The organism is Parvularcula oceani, from assembly GCF_000733125.1.
Lineage (GTDB): Bacteria > Pseudomonadota > Alphaproteobacteria > Caulobacterales > Parvularculaceae > Parvularcula > Parvularcula oceani.
Window position 1 is genome coordinate 1 of the sequence record NZ_JPHU01000016.1, and the last position, 18,930, is coordinate 18,930.

The window sequence follows — 18,930 nt, forward strand, 5'->3', positions numbered from 1 at the left end:
TCGCGATTGCGATTTTCGCCTGCTTCTTCGCCGCTGGCTTGGCCTTTATCGATAAAAAGGAATGAGATGAGGCCTATGCCGCAAACGATCCGGTGAATAACATCGATCCTGACGGAGAGTTCTTTGTGCAAGCAATGATCGGTGCGGCGATAGGGGTAGGAACTGGAGCGGTCAAGATTATGGCGTCAGGGGGAAATTGTTTCGGCGCGAGGGAGTGGCGCAGCTTAGCGAAGGCGGTGGCGGAAAGCTGCCCGTGGTAGATCTGCGTCGTGCCCAAGAAAACGCTAGAGCGGAGCTAGATTGGAAGGATAGGCATTGTGCTATGAATATATCGAGAGCGCTCCGTAGGTTATCTTTCCAAGCGAATATTTACGATGAGAAGATATAATCAGAAACTAGATACCATTCTGGCGGCGCTTGGCGCAATCGTTGCCCTAATATTTCTCTTGTTATCTCCCGAAATGAATGGGTTCGAAAAGGTGATAATCCTGGTATTTCTGGTGATTGGTATCTCGTTATCGATATTTGTGCTTCGTCATTTTTCGCGTCGGGGAAGTGGGCGATGACCGGCTCCCAACGAGTGGTCCGGGTGCAATGTTAGACCAAGGGCGCTCTGAGGTGCTTGTCCCTAGTGGTCCAGTCCTAGGGTAAGTTTCCGGGAGCTGATGATTTCATCGTCTCACACGGTTCTCTGGTCTGCAAAGCATATTGTGCAGGGGCTAGATTCCCGAGGGCCATGTGAGGTCGGCTTCCGTTGTAATCCACCCGCCAGGTCTCGATCTGCCGCCTAGCTTCGGCCAGCGTCTCGAACCGGTGGACGTTCAGGCGCTCGTCCCGGAGCGAGCCGTTGAAGCTCTCGATGTGGGCATTGTCCGTTGGCGTCGCGGGGCGGGAAAAGTCCAGGCGAACCTTGTGGTGGTAGGCCTAGAGATCAACGATCTGACCGGTGAACTTGCACCGTTATCGGCGAAGAACGGTTATCGGTGACAAAGGGCAATTCAGGATGACGGACTTCCCGACCCACCATCAGAGATAACGCAGACGAGCGCCGCCTTCGGCGGCCAGTCGGCGTCTCAAGACGGCGTCTAGAACCAGCCGTCCCGAGGGTTTGCACACTAACCTCCGGAAAGTGCGGCTGAATTCTCAGCCGCCTGGAAGGGATATATCTCTTGTATATCGATAGGTTGTGGGTGGCGGACAGGAAGGGATTCGAACCCTCGAGACGGGACAAACCGCCTACTCCCTTAGCAGGGGAGCGCCTTCGACCACTCGGCCACCTGTCCGCCGCGGACACTGCCCAAGCGGTTCGGGCTTTGCAACCCGCGAATGGGACGTCCTGTCGTTTTTGTCCGGGGGTGGTAACCCTCCCTCCATTCTCGCCTGTCAGATGTATGCGCGCTGAAGGAGGGCATCATGCGGACAGCGATTCTCGGTTTTGCGGCGGGGGCGGCGTGCCTTCTGTCGGGCGCAAGCGCGCAGGAGCTCGGCGCGGCCGTCGACGTGAGCGGCGGGACCACGGGCGTGAGCGCCCATGCGCAGGTCGGCGTCACCGACTGGCTCGCGCTTCGCGGCGGCTATAACTGGCTCGACTACTCCGCCGAGGACGAGGAGTATGACGGCATCCTCTTCGACGGCGATCTCGAATTCTCGGGCTTTGGCGGCTTCGCCGACCTTCATCCGTTCAAGAACGGCTTCACCGTGACCGGCGGCCTCTTCGTGGGCGACAAGGCGGTCCATCTCGACGCGACCCCGCAGGAGCCGGTGGATATCGGCGGCCGGGTCTTCGCGCCCTCCGAGGTCGGCACTCTGACCGGCGACGCGCAATTCGCCGACACGGCGGGCTTTGCCGGGCTCGGCTGGGACCGCAGCCTCTACAAGCCGGGCCGCCTCTCGCTGATCCTGCGCGCGGGCGTCATGTTCGCGGGCGATTCCGAGGTCAGCCTCGATGCGACCGGGCTTGCCACCGTCGACCCCGTGCTCGCCCAGGAACTCCGCGACCGCCTCGAGCTCGAGGAACGCGAGCTCGAGGACGATATCGACAAATACGCCTATTGGCCGGTTCTCACGATCGGCCTCGGCTACAGGTTCTGACGGCCCTTCATCCCATCGTCAGGACGAGCTTGCCCATCACCTTGCGGCCCTCGACCTCGGCGAGGGCCTTCGCCCCCTCCTCGAGCGGGTAGGCGCCGGTGATGCGCGGCTTGATCTCGCCCTTGGCGATCATCTCCTGGATCTTCGCCATGTTCGCCTGATTGGCCCTGGGGTCCCGCATCACCGCGGCGCCCCAGAACACGCCCATGATCTGGCAGCTCTTGAGCAGGGTCAGGTTGAGCGGCGGCTTGGGGATGCCGGCGGGGAAGCCGACCACGAGATAGCGGCCCTCCCACGCCATGGCCCGCAGGGCGGGCTCGCAGTAATCGCCGCCGACCGCGTCATAGACCACGTCCGCGCCGCCGCCGGTCGCCTCCTTGAAGCTCTTGGAGAGCGCCTTCTGCGCGTCCTTGTCGAGTTCCCGCGGATAGATGACGGTCTCGTCCGCGCCCAGGCCTTTGCAGAACTCCGCCTTCTCCTCGGAGCTCACCGCGGCGACGACTTTCGCGCCCATCGCCTTGCCGAGCTCGACCGCGGCCGAGCCGACGCCTCCGGCCGCGCCGAGGACCAGCAGCGTCTCGCCCTCTTTGAGCCTGGCGCGGTCCTTGAGCGCGTAATAGCTCGTCCCGTAGGTCATCACGAAGCCGGCGGCGACCTCGAACTCCATTTCGTCCGGGATCGGCATGGCGCTCGACGCCTGGCAGACCGCATGGGTCGCATAGGCGCCGAAGGCGCCGACCGAGGCGGCGACGCGCTGGCCGACCTTCAGATGCTCCACGCCCTCGCCCACGGCCTCGACCGTGCCCGCCGCCTCGCCGCCGGGCGCGAAGGGGCGCTCCGGCTTGAACTGGTAGAGGTCGCGGATGATCAGCGTGTCGGGAAAGTTCACGCCCGCCGCATGGATGCGCAGCAGGATCTCGCCCTGTCCGGGCTCGGGCGTCTCGGTCTCGGTGAGTTCCAGGGTCTCGGGTCCGCCGGGGGCGGTCGACATCAGCGCCTTCATGCGCAGCCTCCATACTTGTTCTTCGAAGCGACCATAGGCAGGGTTCGCCGAGCGGCAATGACGAAGGGCAGGCGGGGATGGCGATCCGGAGGGTTCTCACACTCGGAATGGCGCTCACGGCGCTCGCTTCCTGCGCGAGCGGGGAGAGGAGCCTGGAGGCCGGCCCTGCCGAAGAGGAATCGGCTGTTCTCACGATGATGATGATGGGCGGCGCGAAGGCGAGCGATGCACAGGTCGCGGCCATCGAGGCGAGGGGGCCGCTCGGTTCTTTGGCCAACCCGGTCAGGGCCCATATGCCGCAAGGTCAGCGATCCTATATGCGCTCGCTGCGCTGCCCGGGCGGGGCGGCGCCGGAATCCTCCCGCATCGGAGCGGCCGGACCAAGCCCTTATGGCGGCATTACGGATGTCTATGAGTGGTCCTGTCCCGGCGGGGCTGAGGGCGAAGTCCATATCGATATGTACCACCCCGATCATGTCGAGACGCGGGCGCCGGACGGTCAGGCATTGCACAGCAGAAACGAGGTCTAGCCGATGAGCGCCACGACCATCGAAGCCAGCAGGTCGACGCCTCGGGGCTACGTGCTGGGCCTTCTCACGCTGGTCTACGCCTTCAACTTCGTCGACCGGCAGATCCTCGGCATCCTCGCGCCCTCGATCGCGAACGATCTCGGCTTCGAGGATACCGGCATCGGGCTTCTGACCGGCTTCTACTTCGCCATGTTCTACACCGTGCTCGGGCTGCCCATCGCGCTGCTCGCGGACCGGGTGAACCGCGTGCGGGTGATCTCGGTCGCGCTGGCGGTCTGGTCGGGCTTCACCTTCCTGTCGGGCTTCGTGACCAGCTTCTTCTGGCTGGCGCTCGCCAGGATCGGCGTCGCGGTGGGCGAGGCGGGGGGCAGCCCGCCCAGCCACTCCATGCTGTCCGACCTCTACGGCAAGACCGAGCGGGCGCGGGCGCTGGGCATCTATTCGCTCGGCATTCCCTTCGGGATCATGACGGCCTTCTTCGTCTCCGCCGCGCTCTCGACGGCCGAGGCGACGAACTGGCGCCTCGTCTTCTTCGTGCTCGGCGCGCCGGGCATCCTGCTCGCGCTCCTCCTCGCCTTCACCGTGCGAGAGCCCGAGCGCGGGCGCCTCGACGCGAAGACGAGCCCGCCGCCCCTGCGCGCGGCGCTCGGGGAGCTGCTCGGCTTCCGCTCCTACTGGCTGATGGCGCTCGGCATCAGCTTTGCGAGCTTTGCGAGCTACGCGGTCAGCGCCTTCGCGATCCGCTATATCGCCACGGCCTTCCCGGGCGTCTCGCTGGTGTCCGTCCTGATCGTGCTCGGGGTCCTCAACGGCACGCTCTATGCGGGCGGCACCTATGCGGGCGGGGCGCTGGCGGACCGCTGGGCGAAGCGCGGCGTGTCGGGCTACGGCTATCTCTGCGCGGCGGCCGTCGCGGTCGCCATACCGGGCCTCCTCCTCGCGGTCTGGACGGAGAGCTGGCCGCTCTTCCTCGTCTTTCTCGGGGTGAACATCTTCTTCGGCGGCATGTATCTCGGGCCGTCCTTCTCGGTGGCGCAGAACCTCGCACCGCCCAATGTGCGCGCGACCTCGACGGCGGTCTTCTTCTTCGTCCTCAACCTGATCGCGCTGGGCGGCGGGCCGACCATCACCGGGGCTTTGTCGGACGTCTTCGGCCTCGGCCGCGAGGTCTGGTTCATCCCCTTCTCGGGAAGCCTGATCGAGGCGGTGGGCGGCCCCATGGGCGAGGTGCCGGGACGCAGGCTGGCGCTCAGCCTGCTGGCGATCCCCTACGGCCTCGCCATCGTGTTCTACCTCCTCGCCGCGCGCAGCCTGCCCGGCGACTGGGCGCGGGCGACGGGCGAGGGGCGGGCCGCCTAGCCGGATCGTAAGGACACCCGGCGGTGAGATGCTTGCGCGCGCGGTGTTCGAACCCGACATAGGGTCTCGAAACACCCAAGGCGCAGGGTCCCATCGCGAATGGTTTCCGTGCTTCGGGGGCGCCGGCCGTGCCTGGTCTCGGGCGGCGGGCGCCGGACTGCCTAGACAGGAGTGAACATGTCCGAAGACAACAAGACCTATCCCGTCCTGCCCCTGCGGGACATCGTGGTCTTCCCTCACATGGTCGTCCCCCTCTTCGTGGGGCGCGAGAAATCCGTCGCGGCGCTGGAAACGGTGATGCAGTCGGACAGGGAGATCCTGCTCGTCGCGCAGAAGGATGCCGGCGACGACGATCCCGGAACGGACGACATCTACCGCCTCGGCGTGGTCGCCAAGGTGCTCCAGCTCCTCAAGCTGCCCGACGGCACGGTCAAGGTGCTGGTCGAGGGCGGAGAGCGCGCCGAGATCGTCACCTTCACCGACAATGACGAATTCTTCGAGGCCGAGGCCGCGCTCGTCGCCGAGGACGATGGCGAGCCCGCGGAGGTCGAGGCGCTGGTGCGTTCGGTGAACGCGCAGTTCGAGAGCTATGTGAAGCTCAACAAGCGCGTCAGCCCGGAGGTCATCGTCTCGATCGGCCAGATCGACGAGGCGTCCAAGCTCGCCGACACCGTCGCCAGCCACCTGAACCTGAAAGTGGCCGAGAAGCAGGAGCTCCTGGAGATTGCCTCGGTCCCCGCGCGCCTCGAAGCCGTCTACGGCTTCATGGAAGGCGAGATGAGCGTGCTCCAGGTCGAGAAGAAGATCCGCGGGCGCGTCAAGCGCCAGATGGAGAAGACCCAGCGCGAATACTATCTCAACGAGCAGATGAAGGCCATCCAGAAGGAGCTCGGCGAGGGCGAGGACGGCAAGGACGAACTCGGCGAACTCGAAGAGAAGATCGAGAAGACCAAGCTTTCCAAGGAAGCGCGGACAAAGGCCGTCGCGGAGCTCAAGAAGCTGCGCCAGATGAGCCCCATGTCCGCCGAGAGCACGGTCGTGCGCAACTATCTCGACTGGATCCTGTCCATCCCCTGGAACAACAAGGGCAAGATCAAGCACGATCTGGACCGCGCCCAGAACGTTCTGGACGAGGACCATTACGGCCTCGACAAGGTCAAGGAACGCATCGTCGAATATCTCGCCGTGCAGAAGCGCACCGGCAAGCTGAAGGGGCCGATCCTCTGCCTCGTCGGCCCTCCGGGCGTCGGCAAGACCTCGCTCGGCAAGTCCATCGCCGAGGCGACGGGGCGCGAATTCGTGCGCGTGAGCCTGGGCGGCGTGCGTGACGAAAGCGAGATCCGCGGCCACCGCCGGACCTATATCGGCTCCATGCCCGGCAAGATCATCCAGTCGATGAAGAAGGTGAAGAAGTCCAATCCCCTCTTCCTGCTCGACGAGATCGACAAGATGGGACAGGACTTCCGCGGCGATCCGGCCTCGGCGCTTCTCGAAGTGCTCGACCCGGCGCAGAACGACACGTTCTCGGACCATTACCTGGAGGTCGATTACGACCTGTCGGACGTGATGTTCATCACCACGGCCAACTCGCTGAACATGCCGCAGCCGCTTCTCGACCGGATGGAGATCATCCGCATCCCCGGCTATACCGAGGACGAGAAGGTCGAGATCGCCCGCCGCCACCTGATCCCCAAGCAGCTCGAGAATCACGGGCTCAAGGAGAAGGAGTTCGAGGTGACGGACGAAGCGCTCTTGCAGCTCATCCGTCTGTACACCCGCGAGGCGGGCGTGCGGAACCTCGAGCGGGAGCTTGCGAACCTCGCGCGGAAGGCCGTGACCATGCTGGAGCGCGAGGGCGCCGAGAAGAAGGTCGTCGTCACGCCCGACAACCTGTCCGACTTCGCCGGCGTGCCGCGCTTCCGCTATGGCGAGGTGGAGGGCGACGACATCGTCGGCGTCGTCACCGGCCTCGCCTGGACCCAGACGGGCGGCGACATCCTCAAGATCGAGGCGGTCACCATGCCCGGCAAGGGACGGATGACCCCGACCGGCAACCTCAAGGACGTGATGAAGGAGTCCGTCTCCGCCGCCGCGTCCTATGTCAGGAGCCGCGCGGTGGAGTTCGGCATCAAGCCGCCGGTCTTCGAGAAGACCGACATCCACATCCACGTGCCCGAGGGCGCCACGCCCAAGGACGGGCCGTCGGCGGGCGTGGCGATGGCGACCGCCATCGTCTCGGCGCTGACCGGCAATCCGATCCGCAAGGATATCGCCATGACCGGCGAGATCTCCCTGCGCGGCCGGGTGCTGGCGATCGGCGGCCTCAAGGAGAAGCTGCTCGCGGCGCTCAGGGCCGGCGTGAAGACCGTGCTGATTCCCGAGGAGAACGAGAAGGACCTCGCGGACATTCCGGACAACGTGAAGGACGCGCTGGAGATCCTGCCCGTCACCCATGTGGACGAGGTGCTCAAGCACGCCCTGACCCGGCCGCTGACGCCGATCGAGTGGGACCCGGAGGAAGAGGCGCTGAAGAAGAGCGGCGCCGGCGATCCGGAGGCCGATGACACGGCCGCGGTCATCACTCACTGACAGGCGCCCCACAAAGCGCAATATCGGAGCCGGCCCCTCGCGGGCCGGCTCTTTTGCGTCTATCCGTCCGGCATGACCGAACCGCTCGATCCCGATTCCTGCTCGACCATGGAGGAGGTCCGCGAAGGCGTGGACGCCCTCGACCGCCGCCTCGTCGCGCTTCTCGCCGAACGCCAGCGCTATATGGGCGCCGCCGCGCGCATCAAGCCGCGCGAGGAGGAGGTCCGCCTGCCCTGGCGGATCGAGCAGGTGGTGCAGAACGTGCTCGCGGAGGCAGGAAAACAGGGCCTTTCGGCCCGAATCGCAGAGCCCGTCTGGCGCGAACTGATCGAACAGTCGATCCGATACGAGGCCGAAGCCTGGCGGCGGCAGCGCGCTGGCGGGAATGAATAAAGCGCAGTCTTTTCAACGGCTTGAGTGGTAAACCCTGACTTTTGTGGGAATCACGGCGCCAAGCCCGTTTGACGGAAGGGTTTTTCCGCTCATAGCTTCCCCCCGGCAACACAGAGCGCCCGAGGAGGGATCCCCATGAACAAGAACGAGTTCGTCGATCGCGTGGCCGACATGGCCGACATGACCAAATCCGACGCCGGCAAGGCCGTGGACGCCGTGTTCGACGCCATCACCGAGGCGCTGAAGAAGGGCGACGACGTCCGCATCGTCGGCTTCGGCACCTTCTCCTCGTCGCGCCGCGCCGCCCGCGAGGGGCGCAATCCGCGCACGGGCGAGACGATCCAGATCAAGGCGTCGAACCAGCCGAAATTCTCGGCCGGCAAGGGCCTCAAGGACGCGCTGAACTAAGCTGCGACCGGCTTCGAGTGTCGATCGCCCCGGCCTTGCGGCCGGGGCGTCGTGCATTGAGGGCTTGTCAAAGCCGCCCCTTCAGCGCCGCCTCGACCTTGCCGAGCGCGGCCTTGCGGTCCTCGTCCGGGAACAGCTCCACCAGCGCGATTCCCGCTCCTTGAAGCGCCGCCCTCTTCACCCGGTCGCGGGCGCGGGCATCGCCTTCCCAGTGACCCTCTCCTTGATATTCGACCGCGGCGAGCGGGTAGCCGCCCTTGTCGGTGATCAGGAAATCCGCCCGCTTCGCATTGACGCTGCGGAAGGCGGCCTCGTCTCTCGTCCGCATCATCTCGCCATAGGGCACCTGGGCGAAGACCCGGCAGGCGCGCCCACGCGCCCAGGCCTCGAGCCAGGCGAGGCGGATGAGCTCCGAGCGGTTGAGGATCGGACGCGCTTCGATCCGGGCCCGCCGCACCGCCCGCAGCTGCGCGCGCGGATCGCCGAGCGTGCGCGGCCCGCGCAGCAGGAGAACGAGCGCCAGGGCGATGCCCGCCAGTCCGAGAAGCAGCGTCACTCCCGCCTCGCCCATCAGCGTCTCCTTTCTCTCCCGACTGTCACACCCTGCGCTGTGGCGCCGCAGGGACGGCTCGTCTAGTTTGCCCGGCGAAGCGCGACAACGAGGCGGGCCGGCATCGCGGCGCCGCATGAGGACGGACACATGAGAGAATTGCTGACGGGCCTGCTCGCCGGGCTCGCCCTCCTTGGGGCCGCCGCGCCCGCGAAAGCGCAGGTCGAGATCGACATCACGCGCGGCCGCACCGACCCGCTGCCGGTCGCCGTGCCGGACTATCTCGCGGGCAGCGCGGAGGTCTCGGAGGTGGCGGGCCAGATCACCGAGGTGATCGAGGCCGACCTCGAGCGCTCCGGCCTCTTCGCGCCGATTGACGAGCGCGCCTTCATCCAGCAGCTCGACTCGATCAACGTGAAGCCGCGCTTCGCCGACTGGCGCGCGATCAATGCCCGCGTGCTCGTGGCGGGCGAGGTCGAGCCGCTGGCCGATGGCCGGGTGCAGGTGAACACCCGCCTGTGGGACGTCACCGGCAATCAGCAGCTCGGCTCCATCGCCTTCAAGACCCCGCGCGAGAACTGGCGCCGGGCGGCGCACAAGGTCGCCGACTTCGTCTATTCGCAGCTGACCGGCGAGGAGGGCTATTTCGACACCCGGGTGGTCTTCGTCGCCGAGACCGGGCCCAAGGAGGACCGCACCAAGCGCCTGATGATCATGGATCAGGACGGCGCCAACCCCCAGGCGCTGACCGACGGGCTGAACTATGACGTCCTGACGCCGCGCTTTTCTCCCGCGGGCCAGCAGATCACCTATCTCGCTCTGTTCGAGAACCGCCCCGCCCAGGTCTATCTCTTCAATATCGAGACCGGAGAGCAGGAGGCGCTCGGCACCTATCGCGGCATGACCTTCGCGCCGCGCTTCTCGCCCGATGGCGAGAGCGTCCTCTTCGCCGTCGAGCAGAACGGCAATTCCGATGTCGCTGTCATGGATCTGCGCACCCGCCGGCTGCGCACGCTGACTGACAATCCGGCCATCGACACCTCGCCCTCCATGTCGCCGGACGGCGGCCAGATCACCTTCGCCTCGGATCGCGGCGGCAGCCAGCAGATCTACGTGATGGACGCCGACGGCACGAATCAGCGGCGGATCACCTTCGGCGACGGAACCTATGGCACGCCGGTCTGGAGCCCGCGCGGCGATCTCATCGCCTTCACCCGGCAATACAAGTCGCGCTTCTATATCGGCGTGGTCCGGCCCGACGGGACGGGCGAGCGGCTCCTGACCGAAAGCTATCTCGACGAGGGGCCGACCTGGAGCCCCAATGGCCGGGTCCTGATGTTCCACCGCGAGGAGCGGCCGGGCGGCCCGGTCTCGCTCTATTCGATCGACCTGACCGGCCAGAACCTGCGCCCCGTCGAGACGCCGACCGAGGCGTCCGACCCCGCTTGGTCGCCGCCGCTGAAGTAATGCGGCCACAGGGCCGGGCGAAGCGCCTTGGGCCGATTGAAAACCGCCGCGATGGGTCTAGCCTGTCACGAAATGGTACAGATCGGCCTCTAACGGCGGCAGCGTCATGGCGGTCAACGGTGTAGAAAGGTTTCTGTGCCGAAAGTAACCGGCAGTGACCGGGGGCGGGTCTGGCAGGGGCGGTGTGCGTCGCCGGGACTCGCGGCAGGTAGAGCGGAGCAAGACAATGATGCAGACCACGCTGAAAAGAGCGGGCCTCGCCATCGCCCTCGGGGCGCTGGCCGCCTGCGCCTCCACGCAAGGGGAGGACACGGACGCGCCCTTCGAGGACGGCATGGACGTCGCCCGTCCGATGAGCGACGAGGGCGGGAGCGGCATGAACACGCCGGTCGGCCCCGAGCCCGGCTCGATGGAAGACCTGATCGAAAGCGCGGGCAACCGCGTCTATTTCGGCTACAACCAGTACAATCTGACCAATGAAGGCCAGGCGACGCTGGCCCGCCAGGCCGCATGGCTGAAGGAATATCCGGAAGTCCGCCTGCGCCTGATCGGCAATGCCGACGAGCGCGGCACGCGCGAATACAACCTTGCCCTCGGCGCGCGCCGGGCCAATGCCGCCAAGGACTATCTGGTCAGCCTCGGCATCGATCCCTCGCGGATCACCACGATCTCCTATGGCAAGGAACGGCCGGTGGATCCGCGCTCGACGCCCGAAGCCTGGGCGAAGAACCGCAACGCCACGACCATGCTGGTCACGACCGGCGTCTGAACCGGCAAGGGCAGGCAGAGCTCGGAAAGGCCGGACCGCGACAGGCGGTCCGGCCTTTTTCATGGCCGCCGCTGCGCGCGGTTCAGAAGATAGACCCTGACGGCGGATGACAGCGCCTGATCGGGGCGGGCAAGGCGCGCCTCGTCGATCGAGGCGACGAGGCCTGCGAGGCTGAGGCCCTCTTCCTCGGCGGCCCTGTCGAGCGCATCCCAGAACTCCGGCTCCAGCGCGAGGCTCGTGCGGTGCCCGTTCAGGGTCAAGGAGCGCTTGCGCACTCCTCAGCGGTCCTTGGCCCAGTCCTCGATGCCGTGCTCCGCGATGCGGCGCGCCGCGATGCTCATGCCGTCGAGGACGCCCGCCATATGCGACAGCGCCTCCGCATCGGCCTGCGTCGCATCGATGCCGAGCGCCGCGTAGAGCGCTTCGAAGTCGATGTCGTGCGCCACGCAGAACCGGGCCAGCGCGATCCGGATGCGGGCATGGGAGGATGTGTCGGACATGGATTCCATCGCCTGAGGGTGGCCGTTCGGGGAAGGGCACGCAAGGGAGGGGCCACAGGGGGAGGGGCGGGAGGGGCGTAGGGTGGATCGTGATCCACCACGGTCCCCCGCCGGATGGTGGATCATGATCCACCCTACTTGTCCCCGCAGCCTCCCCATGACCCATACTTCCCCCTCGCGCCGGGAGAGGGCTGTGCGGGATCCATCACCGCTCTGCCCGGTGCCGCGGAGCCTGCGTGCCCGTCACTCGTGACGGGGATGGCACGCGCCGGGCGAGCTCCGGAGGGGCCCCGGCGAGAGGCTTGAAAGAGCCGAAAGGGCCTCGCGCCGCGCGCGGCGAGGGTGTGGGAAGCCCGAGCTGAGCCGACACAGTAACACAAGACCCTCCGTCGGCACGGAAGCCGCGCGCGGGACCCTCATCTTCTGCAAGACCGGCTCGGACGGGCGATGACGGCTGCGCGGAGCGCAGAGAGCAGCTCCGACGGCACCGGCGTCATGGTGGATCACGATCCACCCTACAGGCCGCTACGCGCCCGCCACCCCCGCACTCCGCTCCCGCGGAGCGAGCGACGTTCAGGAGCGAGCCGGCAGCTCCGCTGCCGTCGCCGCAGGCGTCAGCACCAGGAATGCGCGACGTTCAGGAGCGAGCCGGCGCTCCGCGCCGTCGCGCGACGCGCGTCAGTAAGAAATCACAGCAATCCCAGCTGCGCGAAGCTCACCTCGCTGCCGCGTCCGATGATCAGGTGGTCGTGCACGCGGATATCGACGCCCTTGGCCGCCTCGACGATGCGGCGGGTCACGTCGATATCGGCGCGCGAGGGGGTGGGATCGCCCGAGGGGTGGTTGTGGACGAGGATGATCGCGGCGGCGTCGAGGGCGAGGGCGCGCTTGACCACTTCGCGCGGATAGACGGGCGTGTGGTTCACCGTGCCCGTCTGCTGCTTCTCGTCGGCGATCAGCATGTTCTTGGTGTTCAGGAACAGGATGCGGAACTGCTCGATGCCTTCATAGGAGACGGTGGAGCGGCAATAGGAGACGAGCTCCTTCCACGAGGACAGGACATGCCGGTTCAGCACGTTGGCCTGGGCGAGCTGGAGGGCGGCGGCGCGGACGATGCGGAATTCGTCGAGCGCCCGCTCGCCCGCGCGCAGGTCGGGCTTTCCGGGCACCTCGGCCCGGACCTCCGCCACCCGCTCGGGCGGCGCGGAGAGGACGTCGGCGAAGCTGCCGAAGGTTTCGATCAGCGCCTTGGCAAGCGGCTTCACGTCGCGCTGCGGGATCGCGTTGAAGAGGATGAGTTCGAGGAGCTCGTAGTCCTGCACGCCGTCCGCGCCCGCGCGCCGGAACCGCTCGCGCAGGCGCTTCCTGTGCCCGGCATTGGGATTGGCGGGCTTGGCCACAAGAAGGCCTCAGCCGGCGGTATAGGGCGGCCGGTCGAGGCCCTTGGGACTGCGGGTGAAGATCTCGTAGCCGTCTTCGGTCACGGCCAATGCGTGTTCGAACTGCGCCGTCAGGGAGCGGTCGCGGGTCACCGCCGTCCAGCCATCGCGCAGGATGCGGGCATCGGGGCGGCCTGTGCAGATCATCGGCTCGATGGTGAAGAACATGCCCGGCTCGAGCACCGTGTCGGGCGCGCGATGCACATGGCCCGTGGCATCCCGGTATTCGCCGTAATGGACGACGTTCGGCGCTTGGTGGAAGACGCGGCCGAGCCCGTGGCCGCAGAAATCGTGCACGGTGGTGAAGCCGTCCTCTGCGGCGCGGTCCTGGATCGCCTTGCCGATATCGTAGAGCGTGTTGCCGGGCTTCACCTGCTCGATGCCCGCCCAGAGGCATTCGAAGGTGACGTCCGTCAGGCGCTGGGCCAGCACCTTGGGCTCGCCCGCATAATACATGCGGCTCGTATCGCCGTGCCAGCCGTCGAGGACCAGGGTGATGTCGATATTGGCGATGTCGCCCTCGCGCATCGGCTTGGCATTGACCGGCTTGCCGCCCGGAATGCCGTGGCAGATGACGTGATTGGGCGAGATGCAGAGCGCGTGGCGATAGCCCCGATAGCCGATCGTGCCGGACACCGCCCCGTGGTCGCGCACGAATTCATAGGCGAGGCGGTCGAGCCGCGCCGTGTCCGCGCCGGGCTTCACCTCGCCCGCCAGCATGTCGAGGCATTCGGCGGCGAGCCGCCCGGCCGCGCGCATGCCCTCATAGGCTTCGGGGCCGTGAATCGGAATGGCGCGGGCGCCGGGGCGTGAGCTGACATCTTGATCCATGGAAGGGGCTATAGCGCGGCTTTCCCGCGCTGGCGAGCGGGGTGGGAAAGGGTTGAAGAACAATGGGTTAACTCGCCTTAAGGGGGCGAACCGATGCGGCCGGGCGCGTGTTCCCCAGATGTGTCCGCGAAATGCGGGCGGCCGCAGGGCCGGCGCCCATGCTCATCGGGCCTCTGCCTGCGGACAGAATGCGACAGCAGATTTTGGAGATATGATATGAATCCGGTTCTTTCCGCTACCAGCCTCATCGGCGACACCGTCAAGAACGCGCAGGGCGAGAAGCTCGGCACGATCAAGGACATCATGATCGACACGGCCGATGGCCGCACGGAATACGCGGTCCTGGAATTCGGCGGCATCATGAAGATTGGCTCCAAGCTCTTCGCCGTGCCCTTCGACCAGATCGATGTCGACACCGCGAACGAGCAGCTCGTCCTCAACGTGCCGAAGGAGCGCCTCGAAAGCGCGCCCGGCTTCGACAAGGACAATTGGCCGAATTTCGCCGATCAGGGCTATCGCAACGAGATCTCGAGCTATTACGGCGCCCGCCAGTAAGGCTCGGCGATCAGGAGGGAAGCAGAGGCCCCGCCCCGGCGGGGCCTTTCGTTTTGCGCCGCCCATCCGCGAAGACGCCCGCGGGCCCTTCCCTGGGGCGCAGCGCCGGCAGGACCCGCCCCCACCGCGCCTCCGCCGCAAGAGAGGCCCATGCCGCGAGAACGGCCAGGAAGGGCTGCGCCAGCCACCATGCGACGCTCGGATCGTCTTCGATGCCGAACAGGACGTTGAGCGCCATGAAGACGATCACATGCGTGCAGAAGAGGCGCAGGGCGAGCGCCGAGTTCACCCAGGAGGGCGGCTCGGGCAGGCGCAGGGCAAGGAGGAAGACGAAGAGGCCTCCCATCGCGCTCGTCGCCATGACGATCCACGGATTGGACGACATCAGCGAGACGCCGAATGCGAAGCCGGCGCCGCCGAAGCCCATCAGGACGAGATCGTGGTCCCGCATCGCCCGCAGGATGCGGCCCCCCGCCGCCGGGCGGATCCCGAGCAGGGCGCCGGCCATGAAAAAGAGGGTCGAATCGATCCGCGGCAGCGCGGAGGCGGCATTGGTCATCGTCCCGCTCACGAGGACGAGGCCCGTCACGAGAAGGATGCAGGCCGCGCAGAGCGCGGGCCAGTTGCGGCCGATCAGCCTGTTGAGAAGATAGAAGGCCGCCATGCCCTTGGCGATATCGGCGAGATAGTGGAGGGGGAAGTTGAACGGCCATGCGGTGATCCCGAGGACACCGTTGAGCGTGACCATGCCCGCTTGCGGCTGCTTGCCGAAAAGCAGGCTCGCGCAGACGCCGAGGCCGACGGCGGCGAGGTTCCAGAACAGGTAGAGGCTGAGGAGCCCCGTGATCCGGCGGCGGGTCAGCCTGGCCGGCGAGCGCGTTCGCGCCAGGGCGAGGCCGAAGAGCAGGCCCGACATCAGGCCCAGGAGCGGGGAGCTGAGACGTCCATAGCCGCCGATCACCGCCAGCAGCCACATGGGCGCTTCCGGCCACGCCGCCTCGAGCCGGTAGGACATGTGGAACCAGGTGATGCCGAAGATGCACAGGACCCGCATCAGGTCGGTATGCCCTCGGCTCACGCCTGCGGCGGCTTGCGGCGCTTTCGTCATGTCCCCCTCCCGAAGCGGCCTCCCCAGGCCGCCCCGAAAGGACTCTACATGCACCGAATGGCAATGAACATCCGGTCTTCGCGGCGGCACCTCATGCCGTCAGCAAGTTTCAGGCCGCCACCAGGTCTCAGGCCGCGTTGCGGGTGTCCTTGTCTTCCTCGATGGCCTCGGCGATCGCCTTGGAGAAGGCATCGAGGTCGCCGGGATTGCGCGAGGTGATGATGTTGCCGTCGCGCGCGACCTCCTGATCGACCACGGTCGCGCCTGCATTGCGCAGGTCGGTCCGGATCGACTGATAGGAGGTCAGCGTCCTGCCCTCGGCGAGCCCCGCCTCGATCAGGAGCCAGGGCGCGTGGCAGATCGCGGCGACGACCTTGCCCTGCTCGTCGAAGCGCCGGATGAGATCCAGGACGTCGCGCTCGACCCGCAGCTTGTCCGGGTTGATCTGTCCGCCGGGCAGCACCACCGCGTCGTAATCATCGGCATTGGCCGAGGAGACGGTGAGGTCCACCTGCACGGTCTCGCCCCAATGATCCTTGTCCCAGGCCTTGATCTCGCCCTCCTCGATCGAGGCGACCCGCACGGTCGCGCCCATCTCGGAGAGGTCCTTGCGCGGCTGGAGAAGCTCGGACTGCTCGAAGCCGTCCGTTGCCACGATGAGGATTTTCGCGTCGCCGATCTTGGTCATGATGTCGTCCTTCGAATGTCTGGCTCGTTCCCTTGCCTTGCGAACAGCGGCGGGGCGCGAAGGGTTCGGCGGTGCGGGGCCCCCGGGACGGTGGCGGGATCGGCCGGGCGCCGCTAGCCTTGCGGCCATGAGCAACGTCATGACCTGGACGATCCGCATCCTGGCGGGTCTTCTGATCGCCGCCCTCGCGCTCTTCTACGGGGTCCTGCCGCCGCGGGTGGATGCGGGCATGAACCGCGTCGAGCCGCACGAGCCCTATTCCGTCTCGGCCCATGCCGAGGCTCTGCACGCGGCCACGCCGGTCGCCGATCTGCACGCCGACACCCTCTTGTGGATGCGCGATCCCGCCCGGCGCCACGCCAGGGGCCACACCGACATTCCGCGCCTGCGCGAGGGCGGCATGTTCCTTCAGGTCTTCACAGCCGTCACCAAGACGCCCGCGGGCCAGAACTACGAGGAGAACGATGCGGGCTCGGACCGCATCACGCTTCTCGCGCTGGCCCAGCGCTGGCCGCGCCGCACCTGGGGATCGATCGAGGAGCGCGCCCGCTACCAGGCGCAGCGCCTGCACGAGGCGGCGGCGGACGACAAAGGCTTCGCCGTCATCCTCTCGCGCGAGGACCTGGAAGCGGCGCTTGAGGCGCGGAGCGCCAGGCCGGACATGATGGCCGGCATATTGGGGACGGAGGGCAGCCACCCGCTCGAGGGCGATCTCGCCGCCATCGGGCGTCTCTTCGCGGACGGCTATCGCGTGATGGGCCTCCAGCATTTCTTCGACAATGCGCTGGGCGGCTCGCTGCACGGCGAAGCCAAGAGCGGCCTGACCGCCTTCGGACGAGAGGCCGTCGCGGAGATGGACCGCCTCGGCATCGTCGTCGACGTCGCGCACAGCGCGGAAGCGGTGGTCGAGGATGTGCTGGCGATGACGGACCGGCCGGTCATCGTCAGCCACACGGGTTTTCAGGGCCATTGCCCGAGCCCGCGCAACATTTCCGACGAGCTCATGGGGCGCATCGCCGAGGCCGGCGGCCTGATCGGCGTCGGCTTCTGGGCGGATGTCGTCTGCGATGCGAGCCCGGAGGGCATCGCGGATGCCATCGCCTATGGCATCGACCGCTTCGGCGAGGATGCGATCGCGCTCGGATCGGATTTCGACGGCACGGTCACGACGCGCCTCGATGCGACCGAGCTTCCCGCGCTGACCGAGGCCCTTCTGCGGCGCGGCCTGAACGAGCGGCAGGTCCGCAAGGTGATGGGCGGAAATGCCGTCCGCTTCTTTCTCGATACCCTTCCCGGCAAAGCGGAGCAGACTCTCTGATGTTCGACCTTTCGGGCCAGAACGCCCTCGTCACCGGCGCCTCTTCGGGCCTTGGACTGTCCATTGCGAGAGGCCTCGCGGCCTGCGGCGCGCATGTCGTGATCAACAGCCGGTCGGAGGAGAATGCCGGGCGCGCTGCCGAAGAGGTGGGGCGCGGGGCGAGCGCCCTCGCCTTCGATGCGACCGATGCTGAGGCCGTCACCGATGCGATGAAGCGGCTGGAGGCCGAGCGGCCGCTCTCGATCCTCGTGAACAATGCGGGGCTGCGCTGCCGCAAGAGCCTCTACGAATACGAGCTCGGGGACGTCGACCGCCTGCTTCGCGGCAATGTGACCGCGCCCTTCCACGTCGCCCGCGAAGCCTCGCGCGGGATGACGGAGCGCGGCTATGGGCGGATCGTCAACATCACCTCGATCACCGGCCCCATGGCGCGGGCGATCGACCAGGCCTATGGCGCGTCGAAGAGCGGCCTCGAGGCGATGACGCGCTCTCTTGCCGCCGCGCTCGGCAAGAAGGGCGTGAACGTCAACGCGGTCGCGCCCGGCTTCTTCCACACCGCGCCCAATGACGCCCTGACCAAGGACCCCGCCATCAAGGCATGGGTCGATGGCCGCATGGCGCTGGGGCGCTGGGGCCAGCCCGACGAGATCAAGGGCGGCGTCGTCTTCCTGTGCTCGCGCGAAGCCTCCTATGTGACCGGCCAGACCCTGTTCATCGACGGCGGCATGAACGGGCACTATTAGGCGGGCCGGTCCAGCCGCAGCGCCGTATCCACATGGGGGGCGGCCTTCCCGCGCAAGGGGTGGTCGAGGCGGCGCTCGCCGGTCTTCTCGAAGCCGAGGCGCGCCAGGATGCGCGCCGATGCGGCATTGTCCCGCCAATAGCCCGCCGAGAGCCGGTCGAGCCCGCTGCGGCGGGCATGGCCGACGACCGCCGCCGCCGCTTCGCCCATATAACCCCGCCGCCAATAGGGCCGGCCGAGCCAGTAGCCCATATTGACCGCGCCGTGGGCCTCTTCGTGAAGGCCGATCATGCCGATGAAGCCGTCGCCGCGCAGGCGGATCGCCCATGTGCTGCGCCCCGGCAGGAGCTTTTCGAGAAAGAAGCGCGCATCCGCCTCGGCATAAGGGTGGGGCAGGGCGGCGAGCATGCGCGCGACCTGCGCGTCGTCGGCCAGTTCGATCATCCTCGGCAGGTCCGCTTCGCAGGGCGCGGCCAGGTCGAGGCGCTCGGTGCGCAGCGGCGTGAGGGGGACCGGACGGGGCATGATTCCTCGGAAGGCGGCCGAGGCGGCAGGATGCGGGCACGGTCCGGGCATCGCAATGCCCGGGC

20 protein-coding genes, 1 tRNA gene and 1 pseudogene are annotated in these 18,930 nt (G+C 67.0%); 11 read left to right on the top strand and 11 right to left on the bottom strand.

The features are described from left to right. Positions 1–642: 642 nt before the first annotated feature. Both IE88_RS17920 and IE88_RS0114165 read right to left on the bottom strand, forming a co-directional pair. A pseudogene (locus tag IE88_RS17920) lies at positions 643–924 on the bottom strand (integrase core domain-containing protein); the annotation flags it as partial. 267 nt (positions 925–1,191) lie between these two features. After that, a tRNA-Ser gene (locus IE88_RS0114165) sits at positions 1,192–1,283 on the bottom strand. Positions 1,284–1,413: 130 nt separating this feature from the next. Here IE88_RS0114165 and IE88_RS0114170 point away from each other — a divergent pair. Then, complete coding sequence (locus tag IE88_RS0114170; protein WP_031555689.1) at positions 1,414–2,091, top strand: hypothetical protein; 678 nt, start codon at positions 1,414–1,416, stop codon at positions 2,089–2,091. 7 nt (positions 2,092–2,098) lie between these two features. On the opposite strand, the gene IE88_RS0114175 is transcribed toward IE88_RS0114170, so the two are convergent. Further along, positions 2,099–3,094 carry an NADPH:quinone oxidoreductase family protein gene (locus tag IE88_RS0114175; RefSeq protein WP_031555690.1) on the bottom strand — a complete coding sequence of 332 codons (996 nt, stop codon included), beginning with the start codon at positions 3,092–3,094 and terminating at the stop codon, positions 2,099–2,101. A gap of 77 nt (positions 3,095–3,171) precedes the next feature. Here IE88_RS0114175 and IE88_RS16760 point away from each other — a divergent pair, with 77 nt between their 5' ends. The 5 genes from IE88_RS16760 to IE88_RS0114200 all read left to right on the top strand — a co-directional run bounded on the left by IE88_RS16760 (position 3,172) and on the right by IE88_RS0114200 (position 8,373). Continuing rightward, complete coding sequence (locus tag IE88_RS16760; RefSeq protein WP_051882305.1) at positions 3,172–3,624, top strand: hypothetical protein; 453 nt, start codon at positions 3,172–3,174, stop codon at positions 3,622–3,624. Positions 3,625–3,627: 3 nt separating this feature from the next. Further along, on the top strand, positions 3,628–4,983 hold the full coding sequence (locus IE88_RS0114185) for a spinster family MFS transporter (protein WP_031555696.1): 1,356 nt from the start codon (positions 3,628–3,630) through the stop codon (positions 4,981–4,983). Positions 4,984–5,160: 177 nt separating this feature from the next. After that, positions 5,161–7,572: an endopeptidase La gene (gene lon, locus IE88_RS0114190; protein ID WP_031555698.1), complete on the top strand. Its 2,412-nt coding sequence runs from the start codon at positions 5,161–5,163 to the stop codon at positions 7,570–7,572. 72 nt (positions 7,573–7,644) lie between these two features. After that, entirely contained in the window at positions 7,645–7,965 is a 321-nt protein-coding gene (locus IE88_RS0114195; protein ID WP_031555700.1) for a chorismate mutase, read from the top strand. A 135-nt stretch (positions 7,966–8,100) separates the two neighbouring features. Then, entirely contained in the window at positions 8,101–8,373 is a 273-nt protein-coding gene (locus tag IE88_RS0114200) for an HU family DNA-binding protein (RefSeq protein WP_031555702.1), read from the top strand. A 67-nt stretch (positions 8,374–8,440) separates the two neighbouring features. Here IE88_RS0114200 and IE88_RS0114205 read toward each other — a convergent pair whose 3' ends face one another. Continuing rightward, positions 8,441–8,944: a DUF2726 domain-containing protein gene (locus IE88_RS0114205; RefSeq protein ID WP_051882307.1), complete on the bottom strand. Its 504-nt coding sequence runs from the start codon at positions 8,942–8,944 to the stop codon at positions 8,441–8,443. A gap of 129 nt (positions 8,945–9,073) precedes the next feature. On the opposite strand from IE88_RS0114205, the gene tolB reads away from it, so the two are divergent. Further along, positions 9,074–10,390 carry a Tol-Pal system beta propeller repeat protein TolB gene (tolB, locus tag IE88_RS0114210; RefSeq protein ID WP_031555707.1) on the top strand — a complete coding sequence of 439 codons (1,317 nt, stop codon included), beginning with the start codon at positions 9,074–9,076 and terminating at the stop codon, positions 10,388–10,390. Between the two features lie 226 nt (positions 10,391–10,616). Then, positions 10,617–11,159, top strand: coding sequence for a peptidoglycan-associated lipoprotein Pal (gene pal / locus IE88_RS0114215; RefSeq protein WP_031555709.1), 543 nt, complete (start codon positions 10,617–10,619; stop codon positions 11,157–11,159). 59 nt (positions 11,160–11,218) lie between these two features. On the opposite strand, the gene IE88_RS0114220 is transcribed toward pal, so the two are convergent. The 4 genes from IE88_RS0114220 to map all read right to left on the bottom strand — a co-directional run bounded on the left by IE88_RS0114220 (position 11,219) and on the right by map (position 13,929). Further along, the gene (locus tag IE88_RS0114220; protein WP_031555712.1) at positions 11,219–11,434 is read right to left on the bottom strand and encodes a ribbon-helix-helix domain-containing protein; all 216 of its coding nucleotides are present in this window, start codon (positions 11,432–11,434) and stop codon (positions 11,219–11,221) included. A 3-nt stretch (positions 11,435–11,437) separates the two neighbouring features. Beyond that, complete coding sequence (locus IE88_RS18550) at positions 11,438–11,659, bottom strand: hypothetical protein (protein WP_202900517.1); 222 nt, start codon at positions 11,657–11,659, stop codon at positions 11,438–11,440. Positions 11,660–12,348: 689 nt separating this feature from the next. Continuing rightward, on the bottom strand, positions 12,349–13,059 hold the full coding sequence (radC, locus tag IE88_RS0114230; protein WP_031555718.1) for a RadC family protein: 711 nt from the start codon (positions 13,057–13,059) through the stop codon (positions 12,349–12,351). 9 nt (positions 13,060–13,068) lie between these two features. After that, positions 13,069–13,929 carry a type I methionyl aminopeptidase gene (gene map, locus IE88_RS0114235; RefSeq protein ID WP_031555719.1) on the bottom strand — a complete coding sequence of 287 codons (861 nt, stop codon included), beginning with the start codon at positions 13,927–13,929 and terminating at the stop codon, positions 13,069–13,071. Positions 13,930–14,145: 216 nt separating this feature from the next. Here map and IE88_RS0114240 point away from each other — a divergent pair, with 216 nt between their 5' ends. Beyond that, positions 14,146–14,484 (top strand): PRC-barrel domain-containing protein, encoded by a 339-nt coding sequence (locus IE88_RS0114240; protein ID WP_031555722.1) that lies wholly within the window; start codon positions 14,146–14,148, stop codon positions 14,482–14,484. 10 nt (positions 14,485–14,494) lie between these two features. Here the strand turns inward: IE88_RS0114240 and IE88_RS0114245 are convergent, their stop codons facing one another. Together IE88_RS0114245 and IE88_RS0114250 are read right to left on the bottom strand one after the other, a co-directional pair. Beyond that, the gene (locus IE88_RS0114245; protein WP_031555725.1) at positions 14,495–15,592 is read right to left on the bottom strand and encodes an acyltransferase family protein; all 1,098 of its coding nucleotides are present in this window, start codon (positions 15,590–15,592) and stop codon (positions 14,495–14,497) included. 127 nt (positions 15,593–15,719) lie between these two features. After that, positions 15,720–16,280, bottom strand: coding sequence for a type 1 glutamine amidotransferase domain-containing protein (locus IE88_RS0114250; RefSeq protein WP_031555728.1), 561 nt, complete (start codon positions 16,278–16,280; stop codon positions 15,720–15,722). Between the two features lie 139 nt (positions 16,281–16,419). On the opposite strand from IE88_RS0114250, the gene IE88_RS0114255 reads away from it, so the two are divergent. After that, entirely contained in the window at positions 16,420–17,598 is a 1,179-nt protein-coding gene (locus IE88_RS0114255) for a dipeptidase (protein ID WP_031555730.1), read from the top strand. Continuing rightward, positions 17,598–18,341: an SDR family oxidoreductase gene (locus IE88_RS0114260; protein WP_031555731.1), complete on the top strand. Its 744-nt coding sequence runs from the start codon at positions 17,598–17,600 to the stop codon at positions 18,339–18,341. Before IE88_RS0114255 ends, IE88_RS0114260 begins: the two co-directional genes overlap by 1 nt. On the opposite strand, the gene IE88_RS0114265 is transcribed toward IE88_RS0114260, so the two are convergent. Continuing rightward, positions 18,338–18,865, bottom strand: a complete 528-nt coding sequence (locus tag IE88_RS0114265) for a GNAT family N-acetyltransferase (protein WP_051882308.1) — start codon at positions 18,863–18,865, stop codon at positions 18,338–18,340. The genes IE88_RS0114260 and IE88_RS0114265 overlap by 4 nt on opposite strands. Positions 18,866–18,930: the final 65 nt, after the last annotated feature.

Excerpts from the sequence above, each read along its gene's own strand:
- tolB (WP_031555707.1), top strand. The coding sequence starts at position 9,074 with ATGAGAGAATTGCTGACGGGCCTGCTCGCCGGGCTCGCCCTCCTTGGG.
- IE88_RS0114175 (WP_031555690.1), bottom strand. The coding sequence starts at position 3,094 with ATGAAGGCGCTGATGTCGACCGCCCCCGGCGGACCCGAGACCCTGGAA.
- IE88_RS18550 (WP_202900517.1), bottom strand. The coding sequence starts at position 11,659 with ATGTCCGACACATCCTCCCATGCCCGCATCCGGATCGCGCTGGCCCGG.
- IE88_RS0114260 (WP_031555731.1), top strand. The coding sequence starts at position 17,598 with ATGTTCGACCTTTCGGGCCAGAACGCCCTCGTCACCGGCGCCTCTTCG.
- IE88_RS0114195 (WP_031555700.1), top strand. The coding sequence starts at position 7,645 with ATGACCGAACCGCTCGATCCCGATTCCTGCTCGACCATGGAGGAGGTC.
- IE88_RS0114200 (WP_031555702.1), top strand. The coding sequence starts at position 8,101 with ATGAACAAGAACGAGTTCGTCGATCGCGTGGCCGACATGGCCGACATG.
- IE88_RS0114205 (WP_051882307.1), bottom strand. The coding sequence starts at position 8,944 with ATGGGCGAGGCGGGAGTGACGCTGCTTCTCGGACTGGCGGGCATCGCC.
- IE88_RS0114170 (WP_031555689.1), top strand. The coding sequence starts at position 1,414 with ATGCGGACAGCGATTCTCGGTTTTGCGGCGGGGGCGGCGTGCCTTCTG.
- pal (WP_031555709.1), top strand. The coding sequence starts at position 10,617 with ATGATGCAGACCACGCTGAAAAGAGCGGGCCTCGCCATCGCCCTCGGG.
- IE88_RS0114240 (WP_031555722.1), top strand. The coding sequence starts at position 14,146 with ATGAATCCGGTTCTTTCCGCTACCAGCCTCATCGGCGACACCGTCAAG.
- IE88_RS0114185 (WP_031555696.1), top strand. The coding sequence starts at position 3,628 with ATGAGCGCCACGACCATCGAAGCCAGCAGGTCGACGCCTCGGGGCTAC.
- IE88_RS0114245 (WP_031555725.1), bottom strand. The coding sequence starts at position 15,592 with ATGACGAAAGCGCCGCAAGCCGCCGCAGGCGTGAGCCGAGGGCATACC.
- IE88_RS0114255 (WP_031555730.1), top strand. The coding sequence starts at position 16,420 with ATGACCTGGACGATCCGCATCCTGGCGGGTCTTCTGATCGCCGCCCTC.
- IE88_RS0114250 (WP_031555728.1), bottom strand. The coding sequence starts at position 16,280 with ATGACCAAGATCGGCGACGCGAAAATCCTCATCGTGGCAACGGACGGC.
- map (WP_031555719.1), bottom strand. The coding sequence starts at position 13,929 with ATGGATCAAGATGTCAGCTCACGCCCCGGCGCCCGCGCCATTCCGATT.
- IE88_RS16760 (WP_051882305.1), top strand. The coding sequence starts at position 3,172 with ATGGCGATCCGGAGGGTTCTCACACTCGGAATGGCGCTCACGGCGCTC.
- IE88_RS0114265 (WP_051882308.1), bottom strand. The coding sequence starts at position 18,865 with ATGCCCCGTCCGGTCCCCCTCACGCCGCTGCGCACCGAGCGCCTCGAC.
- lon (WP_031555698.1), top strand. The coding sequence starts at position 5,161 with ATGTCCGAAGACAACAAGACCTATCCCGTCCTGCCCCTGCGGGACATC.